The organism is Elusimicrobiota bacterium (assembly GCA_041660925.1).
GTDB lineage: Bacteria > Elusimicrobiota > Elusimicrobia > UBA1565 > UBA1565 > JBAZUV01.
On the sequence record JBAZVI010000012.1, the window covers coordinates 1 to 21,326 of the forward strand.

Sequence of the window (21,326 nt, forward strand, 5' to 3'; positions counted from 1 at the left end):
GCGCTTTCGGCCTGCGGCTGCGTTGCTCGTCGCTCAGATAGCTCAAGCTATCCTCGCTCCTCGCGCCTTGCCTCGGCTCGAAATCGCCCGGCCAAAACGCACGCTATTACTCGGACGGACTCCTAGGCGCGACTGTGTCCGAAGGCTTGAAGGACGTCGAGGATCTCGCCCGAGCTCTTCGCCCGGGTGAGGTTGCGGCGGAAGGTCTCGTCGGAGGCGAGCGCGGCGATGCGGGAGAGCAGGCGCAGGTGCACGCCGGGTTCCTTGAGGGAGGTCAGCAGGAGGAAGACGAGACGCACCGGCTTGTGGTCGGGAGCTCCGAAATCGAGGCCGTGGGTCGAGCGGCCGATCGCCAGCGCCGGTCGTTCGAGCCTGGGGAGGCGGCCGTGGAACACCGCGACGCCCCCGCCGAGCGCGGAGTTGAAGGTCTGCTCGCGGCGCCAGACGATCTCCCAGGCCTCGGCGGCGGGGATGTCGGGACGGGCCGCGGAGAGCGCCCCCATCATCCGCCGGAGGATCTCCTCCTTGCCGGCCGCGGGCAGGTCCGCGTCGATCGCCTGCGGCGCCGCGACGTCGGAGAGGACCACCGACGCCTGCGGCGGCTCGAACTCGTCGCGGATCTCCCCGACGAGCTCCTCGACGACGTCCTCGAGGGTGAGGAGACCGGAGACCTTCCCGTCCTTGCCGCGCACGAGGCCGAGATGGCCGCGCTTCTGGCGGAACTCGATGAGCGCGCGCTCCAGCGGAGCGCTCTCCGCGAGGAAGAAAGCCGGGCGGGCGAGGCGCGCGAGGTCCGGCGCCGCGCCGCCCTCGGTGAACCAGACTTCCTTGAGGTGCACGATCCCGCGGACGTCCTCGAGGCCCGCGCCGCAGAGCGGGTAGCGCGAGAACTTCTTATCCCGGATGACCTGGAGGTTCTCCTCCCAGGTGCGGGAGAGCGAGAGGAACGCGATGTGCGGCGCCTTGCGCATGACGTCGCAGACGCGCGTGTACCCGAAGTCGAAGAGGTTCTCGAAGAGCAGGAGGCGGGAGAGGGGCATCGAGCCGCTCTCCTGGGACTGCGCGAGCATGATCTTGAGCTCCTCGTCGGAGTGGGCGGTCTCGGAAGGATCCGCGCTCCGCTGCCCCGTCAGCCGCAGGACGAGCCCGGCCATGGCGTTGAGCAGCGCCATCGGGACGTAGAAGAGCTTGTGGCAGAAGTGGAGCGGCGCCGCGGTCCATTGCGCCCACTGCGCCGGACGGCGGATGGCGACGAGCTTCGGGACGTTCTCCCCCAGCACGACGTGCAGGAGCGTGATCACGAAGAAGGCGGCCCCGAAGGAGATGGAGACGCTGGCCGCGCGAAGCCAGGCCGAGGGGAGCCCGCGGAACAGGGGCTCGAGGAGCCGCGCCACCGCCGGTTCGCCGACCCAGCCGATGCCGAGGCTGGCCATCGTGATGCCGAGCTGGATCGTCGCCAGGTAGGCGTCGATGTGCGCGAAGATGTGTTCGACGAGGGTGCCGGTGAGCCCCCCTTTGCGGGAGAGCTCCTGCACGCGGCTGGGCCGGATCTTGATGAAGGCGAACTCGGCGAGGACGAAGAACGCGTTGAGGAGGAGGAGGACGCCTGTGACGCCGAGTTCCAGCCAGGCCATCAGGAGCCGCGCGGCCGCATCAGAACCGCAGACCCAGCCCCACGTCCGCGCCGTGCTGCCCGTGTGCGTTCGTGTACGCCGCCTGCGCGTAGATGAACTTCCAGGGCCGCACGGTGACGCCCGCGGTGACGCGGCCCTCGAAGGTGACGACCGCCTCGCCGGCGAGGCTCGGGTCGAGGGCGGAGGAGCGCACCACCACGCGGGTGCGGTCGAAGCCGACCCCGATGTACGGGGTGGCGTAGGGCGCGTTCACGGAGGCGACCAGGTTCGCGCTCGCGTGGCTCGCGGAGAAGTCCGTGTGCGTGACGGAATGGGCGAGGGCGGAGATGAGCAGGTTCGGGTCCCAGGGCTTGTCGTTGCCCTTCGTGATGCCCCAGCGCAGGCCGCCGCCGGCGATGGTGAGGCCCTGATAGCTCACCCCGCGGATGAAGCCGTCGATGCCGAAAGGCATCCCGATCTCGCCCTGGGCCCAGGGCAGTCCGAAGAGATGCTGTCCCGCGCCGCGCAGGACCTTGTCGTCGGCCTCCGGCTTGAACTGCATGCCGCCGTGGACGCCGACGTCGAAGCCCGAGATGCCGAGCGAGCGCCCGCTGTGGAAGCTCGCCGAGCCCAGGATGCCGCCGAGGTCGCGCGTGAACGGGCGCAGCGAGCCGCGGTCGATGTACTCCTTGAAGCCGCCGAACTGGTCGCGGGCGTGCGCCGCGGTCGCCGTCAGGGCGAGAAGGACGGCGAGGGCGAAAGGTCTGATCTTATCCACAGGTTTATCCCCACTCTCCACAACGGAGTCTATCAAATCCCGTCCGCTCGCGCCCCTACCGCGCTCCGATCGCCGCCGAGACCGCGAGCTCCCGGGCCTCTCCCGCGCGGTCTCCGAGCGCCCGGGCCGCGGCCGCGAGCCCCAGATGAGAGCCCGGATAGAGCGGGTCGAGTTCGACGGCTCGCTCGAAAGCGAGCCGCGCGCGCGCGAAAGCCGGGACGTCGCCGGAGCGCGCGCAGAAGAGCTCCGCCTCTCCGAGCAGGCGCTGCGCGTCGGCATCGAGCGGTCGCAGGCGCGCGCCCTCCTCCGCCGTCTCGCGGGCGCGCCCCGCGAGCTCGACGCGCGCGTGGGCGGGGACGGCGTCCGCCGCGTCGCGCAGGAGGTTCACGAGCTCGAAGCGGTAGACGGTCGCCTCCGGCCGCCGCGCGATCGCCCGCTCGAAGCGGACCGCGGCCTCGCGCGGGAGTCCGGCGCGCCGGGCGAGACGGCCCCGCCGCGCCTGCCGGTCGGCCGAAGCGGCACGCAGCGCGGCGAAGCCTCCGAAGAGGAGCGCCGCCGTGAGCAGCCCCGCCGTCATCCTGCGGCGGAAGGGACCCTCCTCCCCGGGAGCGCCCGCGCAGACTCCGGCGAAGAGGGCGGCCGGCCAGACGGTCGAGAACGAAGCGGCGGTGAACTTCGCGGCGGTCCAGACGGCGAGCGCGGCCGCGCCGGCCGCCGCCGCCTCCCCGTCCCCGGCGGCGTCGAGGAGTCGTGCGCCCAGCCGGAGCTGGAGCCAGAGGTAGGCGAGGAAGCCGAGCAGTCCCATCGTCGCCAGGATCTGCAGAAGGTCGTCGTGGGCCTGGGTCTGCCCGACGCTGGCGCTGAGCGCCCCGCTCCCGCCCCGGAGGGCCCGGTACGGGATGCCGAACGCGTCCGGCCCCGTCCCCAGGACGGGACTCTCCATGAAGGCGCGTCCGGCGATGCTCCAGGCCTCCGTCCGCCAGCGGTCCTCGGCGCGCACGCCCGGACGGAGGACGGAGACCGCAGCCCCTCCCGCGAGGAGGAGCGCGAGCGCCGCGAGCGCGAGCGGGCGCCTCCGGACTCCCCCCTCCCCGCGCAGCGCTCCCCAGAGCAGGGCCCCGGCGGCGGCGCCGAGCCAGGCGGAACGCGCGAGCGTCGCGGCGAGCGCGGCGAGGAGCGGCACGAGCGCCGCTCGGGCCGCGACGCGACGGCTCCCCTCCTCCCTCGCCGTCTCGAGGGCGAGGGGCAGGACCATCGCGAGATAGGCGCCGAGGAAGAGCGGGCTTCCCAACGTCGAGACCGGCCGACCTCCCGTGGGGAGGCCGTCGAGGGGCATCCAGAGCTCGAGGCCGGCGCGCTGGAGGAGCGCGTAGAGCGAGACGGGGACGGAGACCCACACGAAGCCGCGGCGCAGAGCGGGGGCGAGCCCCCCCGCGGCGATGCCGCCGCCGAGCGCGAGCGCGACGACGCCGAGGGACAGTCCCGCCAGGGAGAAGACCGGGTCCGGATAGCCGCCGAACAGACTCAGGGGCCGGTCGAGGGAGAAGGCCGCGGAGAGCCCCGCGGCCGCGAGGAGCGCCAGGGCGGGAGCGTCGAGCCGCGAGCGCGGGCTGCCCGCGTCCGGACGGCGAAGGAGGAAGAAGCAGGCCAGCGACGCGACGGCGGCGGCGGCGGCCTGGGGGACGGCGTAGCCGTCGCGGAAGAGCGGAGAACAACAGAGCGGCACGAGCGCGCAGAGGACGGGCGCCGAGCGCGGAAGCAAGGCCGGCGGATCCGGGCGCCGATCGCGGCCCGGATGCGCCGATCCCGTCACCAGGTGCCGTCCTCGCTGCCCAGGAGTTCGAGCGCCGCGTCCACGACCTCGGGATCGAAGCGCGAGCCGCGGCCGGAGGAGATCTCCTTCTTCGCGTGCTCGACGAGCTCGGCGCCGTCGAGCCCCGCCATGCGCAGCTCCTCGACCGACTCGACGAGGGCCAGCACCCGGGCCCCGCGCGGGATGGCCGTCCCCGCGAGCTTGCCGGGATAGCCGGTGCCGTCGAAGGCCTCGTGGTGGTGGCGTACGATGGGGATCGCCCCCTCGAGCATGCGGATGCCCTCGAGCATCTTCTCCGAGAAGAGCGGATGCTGCTCGTCGGCGGGGCTCGACACCCCGATGTCGGCGAGGAGACGCGGGTTGCGGAAAGCCACGTAGCCGATGTCGTGGAGGAGGCCCGCGTAGTAGACCATCCGGTAGTCGTACTCCTCGAAGCCCAGGGCCCGCGCGATCGCGCAGGCGAGCCGCGCCGAGCGGTGCGGGTGACCCAGCAGGCGCGGCCGGGCGGACTCGATGGAGGCCACGAGGAGCTCGAGCACGTGGGAGAAGAAGTTCTTCTGGTCCTGCACGATGCGCGCGTTGCTGATGGCGACCGCCGCCAGGTTCGCGAGGCTCGAGAGCAGCGTGGTGTCCTCGGGGGTGTAGAGCCCGCGGCGCTTGTTGAGCACCTCGGCGACGCCCACGAGCTCCCCGCGGAAGACCATGGGGACCGCGAGGAGCGAGCGGGTGACGAAGCCGGAGGCCTTGTCGAAGCGGCCCGCGAAGCGCGGGTCCTTGCTCGTGTCCACGACGACCTCGGGCTGGCGGTGCTGGGCGACCCAGCCCGCGATGCCCTGTCCGATGGGCAGCGTCATCTTCTTGAGCTTCGAGCCCACCTCGCCGCCGGCGACCTTGAAGTAGAGGCTCTTCTTGTCGTCGGTGACGAGCATGATGGAGCTCGCCTCGGAATCGAGCAGGCGCTCCGCGGCCAGGCCGATCTTCTCGAGGAGGTAGTCGAGGTCCAGCGTGGAGCCCAGCGAGCCCGCGATGGAGAAGAGCTCGAGGGCCGTGGAGGCGTCGCCGACCGGCGGGGCTTCGGCGGTCTCTTGCTCGCTCATTTCTTCTCCTCCTCGGTGCCGCCGAGCACCTCGCGCACCGTCGTCATCCCCATCTTCACCTTCTCGAGGCCGTCCATCATGATGTTGCGCATGCCCTCTTTCTTGACGAGCGCCGCGAGGGAGGTGGCGGAGACGTCCGTGAGGCACATCTTCCGGACCGCCTCGGTCATGACCATGAGCTCGTGGAAGCCGCAGCGGCCTTTGAAGCCGGTGCCCTTGCAGGAGTCGCAGCCGGCGCCCTTGAACAGCTTGCCGTTGGCCGGGGGCTCCACCCCGTGTTCCTTGAAGACGGCGAGCTCCTCGGGCCGGATGTCCACCTCCCCCTTGCAGTCGGGGCAGATGCGCCGGCCCAGGCGTTGGGCGAGCACCGCCTTCATGGTCGCCGCGACCATGTAGCCGGGCAGGCCCATGTCGGTGAGGCGGCTGATCGAGGACGGAGCGTCGTTGGTGTGGATGGTCGAGAAGACGAGGTGGCCGGTCATCGCGGCTTCCATCGCGATGTGGGCCGTCTCCTCGTCGCGGATCTCGCCGACCATGATGACGTCGGGGTCGAGGCGCAAAAACGAGCGCAGCGCGGCCGCGAAGTCGAACTTCTTGTTCTCGCCGAGCTTGAGGTCCGGGTTCACCGGCACCTGGACGATGCCGTCGAGGTTGTACTCGACGGGGTTCTCGGCGGTGAGGATCTTGATGTCCGGGCGGTTGATGTAGTTGAGCGCGCCGTAGAGCGTCGTGGACTTGCCCGAGCCCGTCGGACCGCAGACGAGGATGAGGCCGAAGTTCTTCTTGCCGCCGATGCCGTGGAGCATGCCCAGGAAGGTCTGCAGGGTGTCGGGCAGGAAGCCCATCTTGTTGATGTCCACCTGCACGGAGCGGCGGTCGAGGATACGCATGACCGCCGACTCGCCGTAGACCGTGGGGATGACCTCGACGCGGAACTCGACCGGGCTGCCCCCCGCGAGGATCTGGATGCGGCCCGACTGCGGGATGCGGCGCTCGGTGATGTTCATCGAGTTCGTCATGATCTTGAGCTTGGCCGCGATGGCGTTGCGGTAGGCCCAGGGGATCTCGAAGGGCCCGGCGCGCAGCATGCCGTCGACGCGGTAGCGCAGGAGGACCTTCGAGTTCTTGCCGGTGGGGTCCTCGAAGGGCTCGATGTGGATGTCCGAGGCCTTGGTCGTGATGCAGCCGAGCAGGATGGCGTTCATCCACTTCTCGACCTCGGGGGCGCTCGCGTCGACCTCGGAGATGTCGGCCTTGGGGGCGTCCTTCTGCACCTCGATGCCGGAGCCGTCCGGAGGGGCTTCCTTGTCCTTCTTCGTGACGTCGGCGATGAGCTTGCCGAGCACCTGGCCGTCCCCGCGCCCGTAGACGCCGTCGAGGGCCCCGAGGATGTCCCAGGGCATCGCGAGGTAGGCCTGGATCTCGAGCCCGGTGCGCAGGTGGATGTCCTCGACGACGAAGAAGTCCTTGGGGTCGGCCATCGCGATGAAGAGGACCGACTCCTCTTTCGCGAAGGGGATGGCGAGGTGGCGTCGGGCGACGGCCTCGGGGATGATGGAGGCGGTCTCCTTCTCGATGTCCATCTGGGTCAGGTCGACGGCCTTGACCTGCCACTCCTCGGAGAGCGCCTTGAGCAGGCGCGTCTTCTCCATGAGCTTGAGCTCGATGAGGGCCTGCTGGAAGGTGACGTTGCTCTTCGCCGCGTGCGCTTCCGCGGTCTTGATCTGCTCCTCGGGGAGGAGCTTGCGCTCGCGCAGGACCTCCTGCACGGTCTTGCGTCGGACGAGTCCCTTAACGGCCATCGGTCCTCCGTTCTCTCACCGCATCTCCAGAACGTCTCCGGCGTCCACGACCCCGGCGGCGCCGCCGGCGGGGAGCTCGAGCGCGCTGTGCGCGCCGCGCACCCAGGGAGAGACCCGCCAGGGCCTCAGCTCCCGCACGACCTGCAGCACCCGTCCCTTCGCGTCGAGAAAGACGACGTCGATGGGGAAGCGCATGAAGAACATGTGGACCTGGGAACAGGGGACGAGCCAGAGTCCTTCCCCGCGTCCCAGCGCGCTCCGCCCGAGCAGGCCGACGAGACGGCTGCGCAGGCCGTCGGCAAGCTCCACCCGGGGCGCCAGTTCGCGCGCCCGCGTGCGGTTATAAGCTACTAAATAGGTCCCCGACATTCCATGCGGGCCCCCGTCAACGTCGGGGACCCGCATGGATTAAATCAAAGCTGACGGGGAGAAGGAAGGAGTTTGAGCGCGGCGCCTAGGAGTCCGTCCGAGTAATAGCGTCCATGCCGGTCGCGCGCTGTTGGAGCGAGCCGAGGCGCATCGGAGCGAGCAGGCCTGAAGGCCTGTAAGCTCCGAGCAACGAAGGGGCAGCCCAATAGCGCGCGACCCGCCTCTCCGTCGTAGCTATCGGGGAAGGCGGGAGGCCCGATATCGGGAAATCGCCGCGTTGCTTCGCGCTCAGATAGCTCAAGCTATCCTCGCTTGTCGCGCCTTGCGCTTTCCTCAATCTCGGGCCTCCGGCACGGGCGATATTACTCGGACGGACTCCTAGCGCGTCAGGGCCGGCGCCCACCGTCGAAGTCGATGCGGTGCGGGAGCGGCCCCGCACCGTTCAAGACGGAAGGGACGGAGAACGCCGCGCGCGCCGGGGCCGCCGCAGCGGCTTCCTGCGGACAGGCGAAGACCTGCTTCACGCGCGCCTCGCCGAGCGCCGCGCCGATGTCCCGCCGGAGGGCCTCGACGCGCAGGCCGAGCGCGGTCGCCTTCAGGTGCTTCTCCGAGGAGCTCGCCACGATGCCCCAGGTGAGGCCGACGAGTCGGCCCGAGGAGTCGAGCAGCGGCCCGCCGCTGTTGCCGCCCATCGTGTCGAGGTCGGACATGAGCAGGTCGGGCTGGGAGTAGACCCGGTCGAGCCGCCTCCAGGGGATGTCTCCGGCGACGAGCCCCTGCAGATAGGGATCCTCGCGGATGGCGCCGCGGACCCGCCCGTAGGCGATGTGCTTCTTGTAGCCGGAGGAATCGAAGCCGTCGTAGCGCATCGTGAAGCTGGGGTAGCCGATGCCCCACACTTCGGCGCCCGCCGAGGGAGAGGCCGGCGCGGCCGGGATGCACGCCGCCGGCGCCGGAAGCTCGTACTTGAGCAGAGCGAAGTCGTGCATGTTCGCGTAGACGGCCTCGACGACGGTCTCGGGGAGCTCCCCGACCTTCTCCTCGCTGAAGTTGGCCTTCGCGCTCCCGAGGAGGACCACGCGGCCGTTGGCCGCGTAGACGTCCCCCTCGTCCCAGACCAGATTCTCGCAGACCGTGTCCTTCGGCTTTCGGGCTGTAGCGGCGATGCGGACGATCTTGTAATTCTCCCCCTGCTCGAGCGTCGCCCGCCCGTCCTTGAACCAGCCCTTGTCCTCGAGGCAGTGCAGGACGCAGTGCAGGTTCGTCAGGAGGTAGCCGTCGCTGGAGACCGGGGTCCCGGTGCAGATGCGGCCGTCGTTGGGGATGCTGAGGCCGATCGTCGCCCCGTAGGCGCGCTCGAAGCCGGTCGGCTTCGCCGGGAGATTCTCGGGCAGATAGATGCTGGCCTTCTGGAAGCCCGCCGACGCAGGGACGGCCGCGAGGAGGGCGAGCGCGAGGATCCTGAGCACGTGTTGAGTGTAGACGAGAAACGACCACCGCGCGGGGGTCATCGGGCCCAGGCCGGGCCGGGCCCGATGGGTCAGCGAAGGACGGCTAGTCGGCCGCGTTTACTCTTGTTTGCGTTCCCTACGCGAACGATGTACGTGCCGGATGCGACCCAATTACCACTATCGTTCTTCCCATCCCACAACCCAACAGTCAAATATGGCGTCAGTTCTCTCACGAATTGTCCGTCGATCGTATAAATCTTCACCGTGGTGCCAGAACCTTGCAATTCGGTCGGGATCTTGATCGAAGCCATCGTCGTCTCCCCAGGGCGGAAGGGGTTCGGAAAGGAGATAACATCGTCCGCCGCGGCAAACCCGGCAACCCCGGAGCTGGATGCACAAGAGGTCGTAGCTTGTCCCAACGCGAGTTTTACAGCCTTGCAGGCGTTCACGAAACCCGCGCCGTAATATTGGTCGTTGCCCGCCGTCCCAGAATCAGTCGCTCCACTTCGAATATGCGTTCGGACCTGCAAAGGCGTCAGGCCGTTGTTTGCCGACAACATGAGGGCGGCCACTCCCGCAACGATTGGAGCAGAAAAGGAAGTCCCTGTCGCTCCGTTCGTAACCTTGTTCCCGACATCCGTCGTAATTATCCCCTCCCCATTGGCCGCGACCCCATTGTTCGTCAACTCCACTCCATGAGAGGAGAAGCTCGACACCGTCCCATTCCTATCCGTAGACGCGACGGGCATGAGGTTGTTGCAGTTTCCGGGAGACTGTACATTGCTGCCATCGTTGCCTGCCGCAGCGATGAGGACGATGCCCGCCGTATTCGCATTGGTTACTGCCGTCTGCAAGACTCCGCTGCATGCGGCGACACCCCCCAAGCTCATATTGATGACAACTTTCCCGTAGCTCGCAGTGTTATGGAGATTCGTCCGTATGTAATCGATGGCGTTGACCATCGCCCAATCGTCTGTGCCGCATCCGCCGGAGGATGCATCCGAGCAATCGACAGTGCAGTCCTGTGTACGGAAAAGCCTCATAGAGACAAGCTGCGTGTTCCAGCCCACTCCCGCGACACCTAGATTATTGTTCGTCGAGGCGGCGGCGACCCCCGAGACACGTGTGGCATGATTGCATGCGGCCACAGGCGCGCCACTCGGCTCGGCGACACATGCGACATCGTCTCCAGCTATCGATTTGTCTGCGCCCGGATCACAATAGAACCCAGTCCCGATGAGCTTGGATGAAAGATCGGTGTTTCCCCCCTCTATCCCTGCGTCCAAGACCGCAATGGTGGCCTTATTCGTAGAACCGATCTCGTCATCCCATGCCGCTGGAGCATTGATTCGATCGAGGTGGAACTGTGCCCAGAAGACAGAGTCATTGGGCACTCTCAGCGCTCGATAAAACATGTTTGGTGCGACACTAATAATCCCTGGGAGAGTCTTGAACTCTTCCAATGCGCGTGCGACACTCCACCCTGCGGGGATTCTAACGGCGGTCCAACCTACACTGGGCATCTCGCGAATCACTGCGGCCCCCTTGGCCGCTAGCGAGGCCGTCCGCTGCAGTGCAGAGTAGGTGCTTGAAAACTGGACGAACAACTCTCCCGAGACGACTTCAACCCCCTTCGATCCTCCACCCAAGGTGCGCGCCTGCGCACCGCCTATCTTCTCGATCTTCAGCGCCATGGCGGGCACCGACAGGGCGATGAGGAATCCGCCGAGTACCGCCCCGCGAAAAACAGGATTTCTCATCGGGTTCATCGTTTCGCCTCCGCTCCGCCGACGATGTCGAGGAGCTGGGAGATGTCCTTGAGCACGTAGTCGGCGCCCGAATCCTCGGTGCCGTGGCTGTCGCCGTACTTCGCCCAGGCCGTGCGGATGCCCAGGCGCTTGGCGCCGAGGATGTCGCGCTCGGCCCAGTCGCCGACCATGAGCGCCTCGGCCGGCTTCGCCTTCACGAGCTCCAACGCCTTGCGAAAAGGGATCGGGTCCGGCTTGCGCACGCCGAAGTCCTCGGAGGTGATGACGTGCTCGAAGTAGTCTTGGAGGCCGAGGTCGACGATGCGCAGCCAGACCTCGAGCTTGGGCGCATCCGAGATGGCGGCGATGCGCACGCCGCGTCGGATGAGCGCGACCATCGTGGACTTGACGTGCGGGTAGAGCGTGAGGGTCCCGACCTTGGCCCGGCGGTAGCCGGCGATCCCGGAGGCCAGGATCTTGTAGTCGATGCGGCCGAACTCCTTGAGGAGGACCTTGTCGAAGATCTTCTGGTCCTCGACGCCCTCTTTCCAGTAGACGTCGAAGATCTTGTCGAGCATGGCCTGCTTCTCGACCTTGAGCCCCGCGTCGATCATGGCCTCGACGGCCGCGTCCACCGCCGCCCGCTTCATGCGCATGAAGTCGGTAAGAGTGTTATCAATATCGAACAGCACGGCCTTGATCAATTCAGTTTCCTCAACTCCCGACCCTTCGGGAGACCGGACTACCGGCCTTCCTCACCGCGTCCGGTCCCGGCACTATCAGAGCCGGGGTGCCGGCGAGGGCTGGGTGGGGGAGGACACTCGCCCCCACTCGTCTTCACTTCAGTGCGTCCCTCACTCCTAGAGGGCGGGGAGCGCCATCTTCCCGCCCCTACTCCTGCACCCGCTCCATATACTCGCCCGTCCGCGTGTCGATGCGGATGTTGTCGCCCTCTTTGATGAAGAGCGGGACCTTCACCTCGACCCCTTCGGCCGTCGTCGCCTTCTTCTGGAGGTTGGAGACGGAATCGCCCTTGAAGCCGGGCTCGCAGCTGGTGATCTTGGTGACGACGTTGGCCGGCAGGTCCACCGTGCGGAAGGCGCCGTCGAAATAGACGCCGATGACGTCCATGTTCTCGACGAGGAAGCGGGCCTGGTCGCCGAGCTTGGCCTTGGGGAGCTGCTCCTGCTCGAAGCTCTCGACGTCCATGAAGTGGAGCGTCTCGCCCTCGGAGTAGAGGTACTGGAAATCGCGCTTGCGGACGTCGACCTCCTGGAACTTCTCGTCGGAGGAGTAGGACTTCTCGAGCACGGAGCCGCTGTTCACGTCGCGGCACTTCACGCGCACGACGGCCTTCGCCTGCGACTTGCGGTGATGCTGATAGTGGATGATCTCGAGGTACTGGCCGCCGTCCAGGTAGATGAGGCCTTCTTTGAAGCCGGCAGGGGTGATCATGATGCGCTCCTCAATGGGTGGTTCCGCCCGGCGGTGCCGGCGGGACGATATGATAGGATAAGCGCCGGACCCGATGCCACTCTCTCCCGCCGACGTGCGCCTCATCCGACTCCTATGGCTCGGACGCCTCGGAGACGTCCTCGTCGCCACCCCCCTCTTCGCCGCCCTGCGCGCGCGCTTCCCCGCCGCCCGCATCGAGCTCGTCACCGGCGAGCGCGGGAAAAGCGGCGCCGCGCTCGTGGGAGACGTGGACGCGGTACGCGTCCTGCGCCGTCTCTCGCATCCCCTCGACGACCTCCTTCTGGCCGGGGCGCTCCTCTCCGAGCGGGCCGACCTCCTCGTGGACCTCAACAGCGCTCCCTCGCGCAGCGCCTGGGCGCTCGCCGCGCTCTCCCGCGCCCGCCGCCGCGTCGCCTTCGCGCGCGGGCGCGGCGACGGACTCTTCGATGAGCTGGTCGCCGCTCCCGACGAGCGCGAGCACATGCTCGCGCGCTACGCCCGCCTCGCCGCGGCCCTCGACGCGCCCTACGAGCCGCGCCTGCGCGTGCGCCTGGGCGCGCAGGAGGAGGCCTCGGTCGAGCCGGTGCTGCGCGCCCTCTCCATGGGAGAGGGGCTCCGCGTCGGGGTGTTCGCCGGGAACTTCCGCAAGACCGACAACCGCTGGCCCGAGGAGCGCTTCGTGGAGCTCGGGAGGCGTCTGCTCGCGCGCGGCCTGCGTCCCGTCTTCCTCGCCGGCCCCGGGGAGCAGGAACCCGTGCAGGCCATCGCCGCGGCCGTCGGCGGCGGCGTCCCGACCGCGGGTCCCTTCCCCGTCGGCACCACCGCGGCCTTCCTGCGCCGCCTCGATCTTCTCGTCACCAACGCCACCGGGACCGCGCACCTGGCCGCGGCCGTGGGGACGCCCACCTTCAGCGTCCTCAGCGCGTACACGCGCACGGTGTGGATGTACCCCGCCGCGGTCCAGGAGGGCCTCCCGGACCTGACGCGCCACTTCAGCGCGGTCTCCTCCAGCTGGACCTCGTGCCGGGACGTGACGACGGACGCGGCCTGGCCGCTCCTCGAAGAAGCGTTGTCTTACGCAGAGGCGCGCCGCGCGCGTTAAGCGCGGCGCGAAAGAAGGTCGCGGTAGTAGGCGAGCGTCCGCTCCACCATCGCTTCCACGCTGAAGGATTCCAGCACGAGCTTGCGCCCCGCGGAGGCCAGGCGCCCGGCGGCATGAGGGTCGTCGAGCGACATGGCGAGGACGCTCGCGAGCTCCTCGTCGGAGCCCGCCGCGAAGAGCCGGCCCGTGTCCCCCTCCCGCACGAGCTCGGCGTTGCCGCCGGCGGCGCTCGCGACCACGGGCACGCCCATCGCGAGGGACTCGCGCAGAGCGCCCGAGATCCCCTCCCCGGACATCGCCGCGTTGACGCTCACGTCGAGGAGGGTCAGGAGCCGCGGGACGTCCCTGCGGAAGCCGAGGAAGCGGACCGCCCCCGGCTCGAGGCCGGCCGCGCGCGCGGCGCCGCGGCAGTCCGGCCCGTCGGTATCGCGCCCGGCGACGAGGAAGACCGCCTTGCGCCCCTGGCCCAGCAGGCGCGCGGCCGCCGCGAAGAAGACGCTCTGCCCCTTCCAGGGGGAGTAGTTGGCGATCTTCCCGACGACGGGGACCCCGTCGGGGAGCCCGAGCTCGCGCGCGAGCGCGGCGTCGCGCGGGGCGGGCCGGAACTCCTCGGTGTCCACCCCGCTGGGGATCGTGCGCACGCGCTCGGGCGGGACCCCCGCCTCCAGGAGCTTCAGGCGCACGTTCTCGGCGACGGCGGCGTAGCCGTCGATGCGCGGGCTCCGGTACTTGAGCGCGCTGAAGGGGTTGCGGCCGATGCCGAAGGAGACGCGGCGCGAGACGACGAAGACCGGGCGCGGGGACATCAGGTGCATCGCGATGAGCCCGACCGCGTGGGCGCGCGGGTGATGGGCGTGGAGCACGTCGCAGCCCCCCTCGCGCAGGAGCGCGCGCAGGCGCCAGGCCGAGGGGAGGTCGTAGTCCTGGCGCGGACGCAGGGGATAGTGGCGCAGGCCGGCGTCCTGGGCCCGGCGAGCCGCCTCCCCGTCGGAGGGGCTGGCGAGCGAGACCTCCACGCCGCGGCGGCGCAGGCCGAGCGCCAGCGCGAGCAGCTGCGCCGCTCCGCCCGACCAGCCCTGCGTCTCGCTGAAGAAGAGGACCTTCATCGGATGAAGAGCATACCAAAACTCCCTCCCCCGCCACGCCGGGGAGGGGTCGGGGGAGAGGGGGCGCGGCCCTCTGGCAAAAACGGGATTCCCCTGCTATAATCAGGTCCCTCCCCTCTGTCGGGGGAGTACCGCCTGGAACGCCGAGCAGGCATCGAGAGGATCAGATGCCAACGAACGCTCGGCGTTCACTCGTCTTCACCGTCATCGTCGCCGTCGCACCGGCCCTCGCGCTCCCCCTGCGCGCGGCGGGCGTCGATGTTTTTCCCCGCATGGCCGCGCTCCTCGGCCCCGAGCAGGACCTCCTGCCGCGCCGCGCGGCCGAGGCGGACCTGCGCGACGCGGTGCGCGAGGTCCCCTCCTTCAAGGCGAGCCTCCGGCGCCTGCATTCCGACGACCCGGAGCTCCAGCTGCAGGCGGTGCGCGAGCTCGCCCGACCCAACCACCTGCGCGCGGTCCCGTACCTCGGCGCCCTCTTCCTCCAGACCGACGCCGACCGCGGCGTTCGCGGCGCGGCCGCGCTCGCCCTCGGGCGCATCGGAGACTGGAACGCCATCAGCTTCCTCGCGCAGGGGCTCGACGACGTCGACGAGCAGATCCGCTTCACGACCGCGCTCGCGCTGGGGAGACTGCGCCACAGCGACGGGGTGGCCCTCCTCGAGACGAAGACCCTGAAGGACCCCAACTGGTGGGTGCGCTACGCCGGCACGATCGCGCTCGGCCAGGCGAAGAACCCGGCCGCGGAGCCCGCGCTGCTCGCGGCCCTCTCCGACTCCGAGTGGCAGGTGCGCCAGCAGGCGGCGCGCTCCCTCGGGGAATACCGCTCGCAGCGCGCCCGCGAGGCGCTCGCGACGGCGCTCAAGGACGAGGACCCCGCCGTGCGCTACGCCGCGGCCCGCGAGCTCGGAGAGGTCGGGACCCTCGACAGCATCGACACCCTGCGCGACGCCTGGTCGAGCGAGCGCGAGGAGACGACCCGCGCGATGATGAGCGCGTCGCTCAAGCGCCTCGTCTCCCCCGACTCGCTGACGGACTGAAATCCGAAGACGGAGGCGCCCCCGCACTCTCGAGTGCGGGGGCGCCTCCGTTCTCAGGCTACTTCTTGAGGACGCGCGCGAGCGCGATGAAGCCTTCGAGAGGGATCCTCTCGGCGCGGGCCTCCGGGTCGAGACCCGCCGCGCGGAAAGCGGCGTCCGCGGCTTCCCGCGGCAGGCCGAGGGCCATGGAGAGGGACTTCGCGGCCATCTTGCGCCGGTGCATGAACGCGGCGCGGGCGGTGCGGAACAGCTCCCCCTCCCCCACCCCCTCGGGCAGGCGCGGCGCGCTCAGACGGTCGATGAGGACGACGGCCGACTCCACCTTCGGCGGCGGACGGAAGAGGGCGCGCGGGACGTCGCAGAGGAGCTCCGCGCGCGCGCGCAGGGCCACCGAGACGCTCAGGAGCCCGTAGCCCGGCTCGCCCGGCCGGGCGATGATGCGCTCGACGACCTCCTTCTGGAACATGAGCGCCGCGGTGCTCCAGACCGGCCACTCGAGCAGGCGCTGGAGGATGGGGGTCGCCACGGAATAGGGCAGGTTCCCCGCGACTTTCGCAGGCCGGCCGAGCGCGGAGAGGTCGGCCTCGAGGAAGTCCGCTTTGACGAGGCGGAAGTCGGCCCCCGCGGGGACGATGCGCCCGAGGGCCTCGGCCATGCGCGGGTCGATCTCGACGGCCGTCACGCGGGCGCCCTTCTCGAGCAGGCGCAGGGTGAGGGCGCCTCGGCCGGGACCGATCTCGAGGACCTCCTCCCCCGGCGTGATGCCGAGCGCGCGGGCGATGCGCTCCGCGTGCTCCGGGGAATCGAGGAAGTGCTGGTCGTATTTCGGCATTAGTGCTCCGACCGGGTAATTATGGGCGTTTTGGCCGGACGATTTCGGCCGTCCGGCGAGGCGCGAGGAGCGAGCATAGCTTGAGCTATGTGAGCGACGAGCAACGCGGCTGGCGGCCGAAAGCGCCCGGCCCCTATCTGGGAAGTTTCGCTGCCGAAGGCAGCGAAACCATTGCGGAAGGGGAGGCCCGCCCCTGGGCGGCTTCCGCGTCGCTCCTCCCTCAGATAGCTCAAGCTATCTTCGGTCGTCGCTCCTCGAATCCGCATCAGGCTCGGGCCTCCAAAACACCCATAATTACCCGGTCGGAGCACTCAGATCGACAGGGTCGGCCCTTCGAGGCGGCGCAGGAGGTCGAGCCCCGCCTTCCACACGTCGCCGGCCCCGAGGGTCAGGACGACGTCGCCGGTGCGCAGCTCGCGCACGAGGTCCACGGCCCGCGTGAAGGGCCGGGCGTCGACGCCGCTGCGCCTGGCCGATTCGAGGATCAGCTTGGAGCTGACGCCCCGCAGCGGCTTCTCCCCGGCCGCATAGACGTCCATCACGTAGACCCGGTCGGCCCCCCGCAGGGCCGGTCCGAAGCGGCGGTGCAGGAGCTTCGTGCGGCTGTAGCGGTGCGGCTGGAAGACGACGATGAGCCGGCGTCCGGCGCCTTTCAGGGCCCGGAGCGTCGCGGCGACCTCGGTCGGGTGGTGGCCGTAGTCGTCGAGGAAGACGACGCCCTGCGCCCGTCCCAGGTTCTCCATGCGCCGGCCGACCCCGCGGAACTCGCCGAGGCCGGCGAAGACCTTGCGTAGGTCGAAGCCGAGGAAGTCCCCCACCGCGACCGCCGCGAGCGCGTTGAGCGCGTTGTGGCGTCCGCAGACCTTGAGCTCGAGCTCCCCGACGCGGCGCCCGCGCCGGAAGACGCGCAGGCGCTGCCCGGGGCCCTTCGTCTTCGACCCGATGGGCCCGCGGTCCTCCAGGACCCGCGCCGTCCAGTCCGCGCCGGGACGCAGACCGTAGGTCACGACCGTGCGGCCGACCTTCGGCACGAGGGCGCGGACGGCGGGGTCGTCGGCGCAGAGCACCGCCGCGCCGTAGAAGGGCAGGCGGTGGAGGTAGTCCACGAAGGCCGCGCGCAGCCGCTCGACGGTGCCGTAGTGGTCGAGGTGGTCGTCGTCGACGTTGGTGACGACGGCGACGAGCGGGAAGAGGCGCACGAAGGAGCCGTCCGACTCGTCGGCCTCGGCCACGAGATAGTCGCCGCCGCCGAGCCGCGCGTTCGAGCGGATGTTCGCGAGCTGGCCGCCGATGATCATCGTCGGGTCGGCCCCGGCGCGGGCGAGGGCGAGGGCCACCATCGAGGTCGTCGTCGTCTTCCCGTGGGAGCCCGCGACGGCGACGGTCCTCTTGATGCGGCAGAGCTCGGCGAGCATCTCGGCGCGCGGCACGATGGGGATGCCCGCGGCCCGGGCGACCGCGAGCTCGGGGTTCGTCGGGTCGACCGCGGAGCTCACGACGACGACCTGCGCGCCGCGGGTGTGCGCCGCGCGGTGCCCGCGGAAGCAGCGCGCGCCGGCCTTCGTCAGTGCGCGCGTGACCTCGGTCTCGCGCAGGTCGGAGCCCGAGACGCCGTAGCCGAGGTTGAGCAGGACGCGGGCGATGCCGCTCATGCCGACCCCTCCGATGCCGACGAAATGGATGCGGCGGACGAAGCCTCTCATCATCATGGCGTCTTCTCCAGCACGGAAGGCCGCTCGAGCCACTTGAGCGCTTCGGCGGCGGTCCTGTTCTTGGGCGCGAGTTCGAGCGCCTTGCGGTAGGCCGCGAGGGCCCCGCGTTCGTCGCCGCGGATGACGCGGGAGACGCCGAGGCCGAGATGCGCGAGGGCTTCGCGCGGGTCCAGCGCGATGGCGCGCCGGAAGCACTCCTCGGAGCCCTTGGCGTCGCCGAGGGTGGCCCGTCCGACGCCCTCCGTGACCCAGGCGAGCGCGCTCGGCGGCTCGGGGTCGCCGGGCTCCGGCAGGGCCTCCTCGACGAGCCGCATCCAGCCGGTGCCGATGACCCAGAGGCCGAGATCGTTGCCGACGTCGTGCGGCTGATACGAGACGCGGCCCTTCGCGCTCGCCGCCGCGGGGGAGCCGGCGGCGGGCTTGTCCGAGACGGAGAGGTTCATCCCGACGCGCACCTCGGCGTCCGGCGGGGCCTTCGCCAGCGAGGCGCGCAGCTCCGAGACGATGGCGCGGACCTCTTCGGCCCGGCCGGCCGCGTCGGCGGCCTTGAGCGTGAACTCGCGGCGGACCGCCGAGGTCTGCCCTCCCGCGGGCGCCGCGCCTCCGGCGCGCTCGAGGGCGCGCTTGAGCGCGGTGCGTCCTTCCCGCTTGCCGGCGGTCACGAGCTTCGCCTTGGGCAGGAAGACCATGTCCACGCGCAGCGCGGCGTCGCGGTCGAGCGGGAGGCGCGAGAGGTTGCGGGAGAGCACGTCGAGCGGGCCTTCGGCGCCCTGCGGGGACTCCTTCGGCGCGTCCGGGGCGTCGGACTTCCCCCCGTAGGAGGTGGAGAGCGCGAGCCCGCCCCCGCGCTCGTCGGGCGTCAGGTGGAAGACCGCGGAGAGCACGTCGCGGACGGCGGCGGTCTTGCCTCCCGCCATCAGAGAGCGGGCGGCGCGGTAGCGCGCGACCGCGTCCCGGGGCTTCAGGCGCACCGCGCGGCGGAACATGTCGGCGGCGTCGCCGGAACGCCCCATCCGGTCGTAGAGCGCGCCGAGTTCGAGGACCGCCTCCTGGTAGAGAGGATAGAGGCGGAGGGCGGACTTCAGCGAGGCCACCGCCTCCTCGTCGCGGCCGAGCTTGCGGTAGAGCGTGCCGAGCTGGTAGTGATACAGCGGGTTCTGGGGGTCGTAGACGACCGCCTTGCGGAAGCGGACGAGCGCCGCGTCGAAGGCGCCCCGCCCGTCCTCGATGGAGCCCAGGTCCATCTGGATGTCCGCGCGCTTGGGGTCGATCTTCTCGGCCTCGAGGAACGCCCCGTAAGCCCTCTCGGTCTCCCCGCGCCAGGCGTAGACGATCCCGAGCAGGAGCCAGGTCTGGGAGCTCTTCGGGTCGAGCTTGAGACTCTCGTTGAACTCCTGTTCCGCCTGGTCCACCTGCCCCGTCCAGTAGTGGGCGGCGCCGAGCATGCGCCGCGCCAGGGGGTCCTTGGGGTCGCGCAGCACCGCCTTGGAGAACTCGCGCTCCGCCTCATCGTAGCGGCGCTCGTCCATGAGCGCCGAGCCGCGCGAGAGGTCGCGCGCGGCCTGGGCCTGCATCATCATGTCCCAGTAGGTGGTCTGGCCTTCGGCGGTCTTCTCGGCCGCGGCGGGCAGAGCGGCCGACGAGAGGAGAAGCGCCGCCGAGAGGAGCGCCGCGCCTCCCCCCGCCCATCCCGCGGGGAAGGAGACCGGGGGAGAGGAGATGGGCATGTTCAGCCCTTGATCTGCCACAGAGGAGACAGGGAGCGAGCGAAGGAGGACGCGATCGACGACATGGCCGCGTCGATGTCGAAGCCCTCCCAGCTCTGCCGCGCCGACCAGAGGATGGAGCCGGTCTCGACCTCGACGAGTCGGGCGGTGAGCCCCACGAGGGCGGCGGAGGTGATGATGTTCGCGTTCGAAGGCCCGTAGGCCGGCGCCTGCGTGAAGTAGACGCCGGAGCCCATGGCGACGACGGGCTGTCCGATGAACGCGGCCGAGGAGCTGTTCATGACGTAATAGCTCTGCGGCGGGGAGTACTGGGTGACCGAGCCGACGAGCACCGCGTCGACGCCGAGGATGCGTCCCGCCTTGCGCACGGTGGCGGGGTCGAGCGCGCCGCTCGCCCCCAGCCGCTGCTCGGCGAGCACGGCCTCGAGCCGGCCGCGTTCGACGACGTCGGCCCCGGCCTTGAGCAGCTCATGAGCGAGGAAGTCGGCGGCGGCGCCGCCGCCGGGCCCCTCGAAGCCGGCCAGCGCGACGCGGCGTACGCGGGCGTCGCGGAAGCGCGGGCTGAAGGAGACGTCGGGCCCGGCGCAGGCGGCGAGGAGCAGGAAGACGGCGAGGGCGGTCCTCTTCACGGGCGCAGCCGCGCGAGGTGCCGGCGGGCCGTCTCGCTCTCCTTGTCGGTCTTCGCGAAGCGCAGGCACTTCTCCCAGGCCTCGACGGCGGCGTAGACGTCCCCGAGCTTCTCGTGGATGAGGCCGAGCATGAACCAGGCGGAAGCGTCCTCGGGCCGGAGCTCGACGACCTTCTTGAAGGCCTCCAGCGCCCGGCGCGGCTCGCCGAGCCGCTGTTCGAGCAGGCCGAGCCGCCGCCAGAGTTCGGCGTCGGCGGGCGCCGTCCGCAGGGACTCCTCGAGCCCGGCGCGGACCGCGTACAGCTTCTCCCGCTCCTCGCTCGAGAGCTCGGCGGCGGTGGCATGAGCGCGCGCGAGCGCGGCGGCGCCTCCGACGAACAGGACGGCGAACGCACACACGGCGATCCAGGTCCTCATGGGCGGCCCTCCGCGGCGAAGGTTCGCAGACGCCGGACCGCGGCCTCGAGGGCGCGGGCACGGTGGCTGACGCGGTTCTTCTCCTCTTCGGAGAGCTCCGCGAGCGTCCGCTCTCCCCCGGTGAGGAGGAAGAGCGGGTCGTAGCCGAAGCCCCGCTGTCCGCGGGGGGCGTCGGCGATGGTCCCGTCGAGGCGGCCCTCGTCGAGATGGGTCGTGCCGTCGGGGAAAGCCAGGCAGACGACGCAGCGAAAACAGGCGCCGCGCTCCGCCGGGGCCGCGCCGCGGAGCTCCCGCAGGAGCTTCGCGTTGTTGTCGTCGTAGGTGCAGCCCTCGCCGGCCCAGCGCGCCGAATAGACGCCGGGAGCCCCGTCCAGTCGGAAGACCTCGAGGCCGGTGTCGTCGGCGAGGGACGGCAGGCCCGCTCCGAGCGCGGCGCTCAACGCCTTCTTGCGCGCGTTCTCCTCGAGGGTGGCCCCGTCCTCGACGACCTCGGGCAGAGCGGGGTAGTCGTCCATCGAGCGCACGCGCAGGGCGGGCACCGCGGCGCGCAGAAGCGCCGAGAGCTCGCCGACCTTGTGACGGTTGCGGGTCGCCAGGAGGAGTTCCACAGTAGAGGTAAAAATTATATATTCGCGGGAG

At 70.1% G+C, this 21,326-nt stretch carries 19 protein-coding genes; 2 read left to right on the forward strand and 17 right to left on the reverse strand.

All coding sequences use genetic code 11. The features are described from left to right. Positions 1-122: 122 nt before the first annotated feature. The 10 genes from WC969_14240 to efp all read right to left on the reverse strand — a co-directional run bounded on the left by WC969_14240 (position 123) and on the right by efp (position 12,126). Positions 123-1,634, reverse strand: a complete 1,512-nt coding sequence (locus tag WC969_14240; GenBank protein MFA6031012.1) for a CNNM domain-containing protein — start codon at positions 1,632-1,634, stop codon at positions 123-125. Between the two features lie 19 nt (positions 1,635-1,653). After that, entirely contained in the window at positions 1,654-2,391 is a 738-nt protein-coding gene (locus tag WC969_14245; protein ID MFA6031013.1) for a hypothetical protein, read from the reverse strand. 55 nt (positions 2,392-2,446) lie between these two features. Continuing rightward, entirely contained in the window at positions 2,447-4,204 is a 1,758-nt protein-coding gene (locus tag WC969_14250) for an O-antigen ligase family protein (GenBank protein ID MFA6031014.1), read from the reverse strand. Then, on the reverse strand, positions 4,201-5,301 hold the full coding sequence (locus tag WC969_14255) for an HD domain-containing phosphohydrolase (GenBank protein ID MFA6031015.1): 1,101 nt from the start codon (positions 5,299-5,301) through the stop codon (positions 4,201-4,203). The genes WC969_14250 and WC969_14255 overlap by 4 nt, the downstream gene beginning before the upstream one ends. After that, positions 5,298-7,103 carry an ATPase, T2SS/T4P/T4SS family gene (locus WC969_14260; GenBank protein ID MFA6031016.1) on the reverse strand — a complete coding sequence of 602 codons (1,806 nt, stop codon included), beginning with the start codon at positions 7,101-7,103 and terminating at the stop codon, positions 5,298-5,300. The genes WC969_14255 and WC969_14260 overlap by 4 nt, the downstream gene beginning before the upstream one ends. Before the next feature lie 15 nt (positions 7,104-7,118). Continuing rightward, positions 7,119-7,412 carry a DUF192 domain-containing protein gene (locus WC969_14265; GenBank protein MFA6031017.1) on the reverse strand — a complete coding sequence of 98 codons (294 nt, stop codon included), beginning with the start codon at positions 7,410-7,412 and terminating at the stop codon, positions 7,119-7,121. Between the two features lie 446 nt (positions 7,413-7,858). Further along, positions 7,859-8,941, reverse strand: a complete 1,083-nt coding sequence (locus tag WC969_14270; protein ID MFA6031018.1) for a serine protease — start codon at positions 8,939-8,941, stop codon at positions 7,859-7,861. A gap of 71 nt (positions 8,942-9,012) precedes the next feature. Beyond that, complete coding sequence (locus WC969_14275) at positions 9,013-10,692, reverse strand: S8 family peptidase (protein ID MFA6031019.1); 1,680 nt, start codon at positions 10,690-10,692, stop codon at positions 9,013-9,015. Next, on the reverse strand, positions 10,689-11,363 hold the full coding sequence (locus WC969_14280; protein ID MFA6031020.1) for an HAD-IA family hydrolase: 675 nt from the start codon (positions 11,361-11,363) through the stop codon (positions 10,689-10,691). Before WC969_14280 ends, WC969_14275 begins: the two co-directional genes overlap by 4 nt. 199 nt (positions 11,364-11,562) lie before the next feature. Beyond that, complete coding sequence (gene efp / locus WC969_14285) at positions 11,563-12,126, reverse strand: elongation factor P (protein ID MFA6031021.1); 564 nt, start codon at positions 12,124-12,126, stop codon at positions 11,563-11,565. Between the two features lie 73 nt (positions 12,127-12,199). On the opposite strand from efp, the gene WC969_14290 reads away from it, so the two are divergent. After that, positions 12,200-13,228, forward strand: a complete 1,029-nt coding sequence (locus WC969_14290; protein MFA6031022.1) for a glycosyltransferase family 9 protein — start codon at positions 12,200-12,202, stop codon at positions 13,226-13,228. On the opposite strand, the gene WC969_14295 is transcribed toward WC969_14290, so the two are convergent. After that, positions 13,225-14,334, reverse strand: a complete 1,110-nt coding sequence (locus tag WC969_14295; protein MFA6031023.1) for a glycosyltransferase — start codon at positions 14,332-14,334, stop codon at positions 13,225-13,227. The genes WC969_14290 and WC969_14295 overlap by 4 nt on opposite strands. Positions 14,335-14,501: 167 nt before the next feature. On the opposite strand from WC969_14295, the gene WC969_14300 reads away from it, so the two are divergent. Further along, positions 14,502-15,371, forward strand: coding sequence for a HEAT repeat domain-containing protein (locus WC969_14300; GenBank protein MFA6031024.1), 870 nt, complete (start codon positions 14,502-14,504; stop codon positions 15,369-15,371). A gap of 58 nt (positions 15,372-15,429) precedes the next feature. On the opposite strand, the gene rsmA is transcribed toward WC969_14300, so the two are convergent. From rsmA to rdgB, 6 genes are all read right to left on the reverse strand, one after another. Then, positions 15,430-16,203, reverse strand: coding sequence for a 16S rRNA (adenine(1518)-N(6)/adenine(1519)-N(6))-dimethyltransferase RsmA (gene rsmA / locus WC969_14305; GenBank protein MFA6031025.1), 774 nt, complete (start codon positions 16,201-16,203; stop codon positions 15,430-15,432). 311 nt (positions 16,204-16,514) lie between these two features. Continuing rightward, positions 16,515-17,912 (reverse strand): UDP-N-acetylmuramate--L-alanine ligase, encoded by a 1,398-nt coding sequence (murC, locus tag WC969_14310; GenBank protein ID MFA6031026.1) that lies wholly within the window; start codon positions 17,910-17,912, stop codon positions 16,515-16,517. Then, positions 17,909-19,642 (reverse strand): tetratricopeptide repeat protein, encoded by a 1,734-nt coding sequence (locus tag WC969_14315; protein ID MFA6031027.1) that lies wholly within the window; start codon positions 19,640-19,642, stop codon positions 17,909-17,911. Before WC969_14315 ends, murC begins: the two co-directional genes overlap by 4 nt. A gap of 2 nt (positions 19,643-19,644) precedes the next feature. Then, entirely contained in the window at positions 19,645-20,271 is a 627-nt protein-coding gene (locus WC969_14320; GenBank protein MFA6031028.1) for a CsgG/HfaB family protein, read from the reverse strand. Beyond that, complete coding sequence (locus tag WC969_14325) at positions 20,268-20,687, reverse strand: tetratricopeptide repeat protein (protein MFA6031029.1); 420 nt, start codon at positions 20,685-20,687, stop codon at positions 20,268-20,270. The genes WC969_14320 and WC969_14325 overlap by 4 nt, the downstream gene beginning before the upstream one ends. Continuing rightward, complete coding sequence (gene rdgB / locus WC969_14330) at positions 20,684-21,295, reverse strand: RdgB/HAM1 family non-canonical purine NTP pyrophosphatase (GenBank protein MFA6031030.1); 612 nt, start codon at positions 21,293-21,295, stop codon at positions 20,684-20,686. The genes WC969_14325 and rdgB overlap by 4 nt, the downstream gene beginning before the upstream one ends. Between the last annotated feature and the right edge of the window lie 31 nt (positions 21,296-21,326).

Coding starts and splice junctions, on each gene's coding strand:
- efp (MFA6031021.1), bottom strand. CDS start 12,126: ATGATCACCCCTGCCGGCTTCAAAGAAGGCCTCATCTACCTGGACGGC.
- WC969_14290 (MFA6031022.1), top strand. CDS start 12,200: ATGCCACTCTCTCCCGCCGACGTGCGCCTCATCCGACTCCTATGGCTC.
- WC969_14300 (MFA6031024.1), top strand. CDS start 14,502: ATGCCAACGAACGCTCGGCGTTCACTCGTCTTCACCGTCATCGTCGCC.
- WC969_14315 (MFA6031027.1), bottom strand. CDS start 19,642: ATGCCCATCTCCTCTCCCCCGGTCTCCTTCCCCGCGGGATGGGCGGGG.
- rsmA (MFA6031025.1), bottom strand. CDS start 16,203: ATGCCGAAATACGACCAGCACTTCCTCGATTCCCCGGAGCACGCGGAG.
- WC969_14295 (MFA6031023.1), bottom strand. CDS start 14,334: ATGAAGGTCCTCTTCTTCAGCGAGACGCAGGGCTGGTCGGGCGGAGCG.
- WC969_14275 (MFA6031019.1), bottom strand. CDS start 10,692: ATGAACCCGATGAGAAATCCTGTTTTTCGCGGGGCGGTACTCGGCGGA.
- WC969_14325 (MFA6031029.1), bottom strand. CDS start 20,687: ATGAGGACCTGGATCGCCGTGTGTGCGTTCGCCGTCCTGTTCGTCGGA.
- WC969_14255 (MFA6031015.1), bottom strand. CDS start 5,301: ATGAGCGAGCAAGAGACCGCCGAAGCCCCGCCGGTCGGCGACGCCTCC.
- WC969_14260 (MFA6031016.1), bottom strand. CDS start 7,103: ATGGCCGTTAAGGGACTCGTCCGACGCAAGACCGTGCAGGAGGTCCTG.
- WC969_14240 (MFA6031012.1), bottom strand. CDS start 1,634: ATGGCCTGGCTGGAACTCGGCGTCACAGGCGTCCTCCTCCTCCTCAAC.
- murC (MFA6031026.1), bottom strand. CDS start 17,912: ATGATGATGAGAGGCTTCGTCCGCCGCATCCATTTCGTCGGCATCGGA.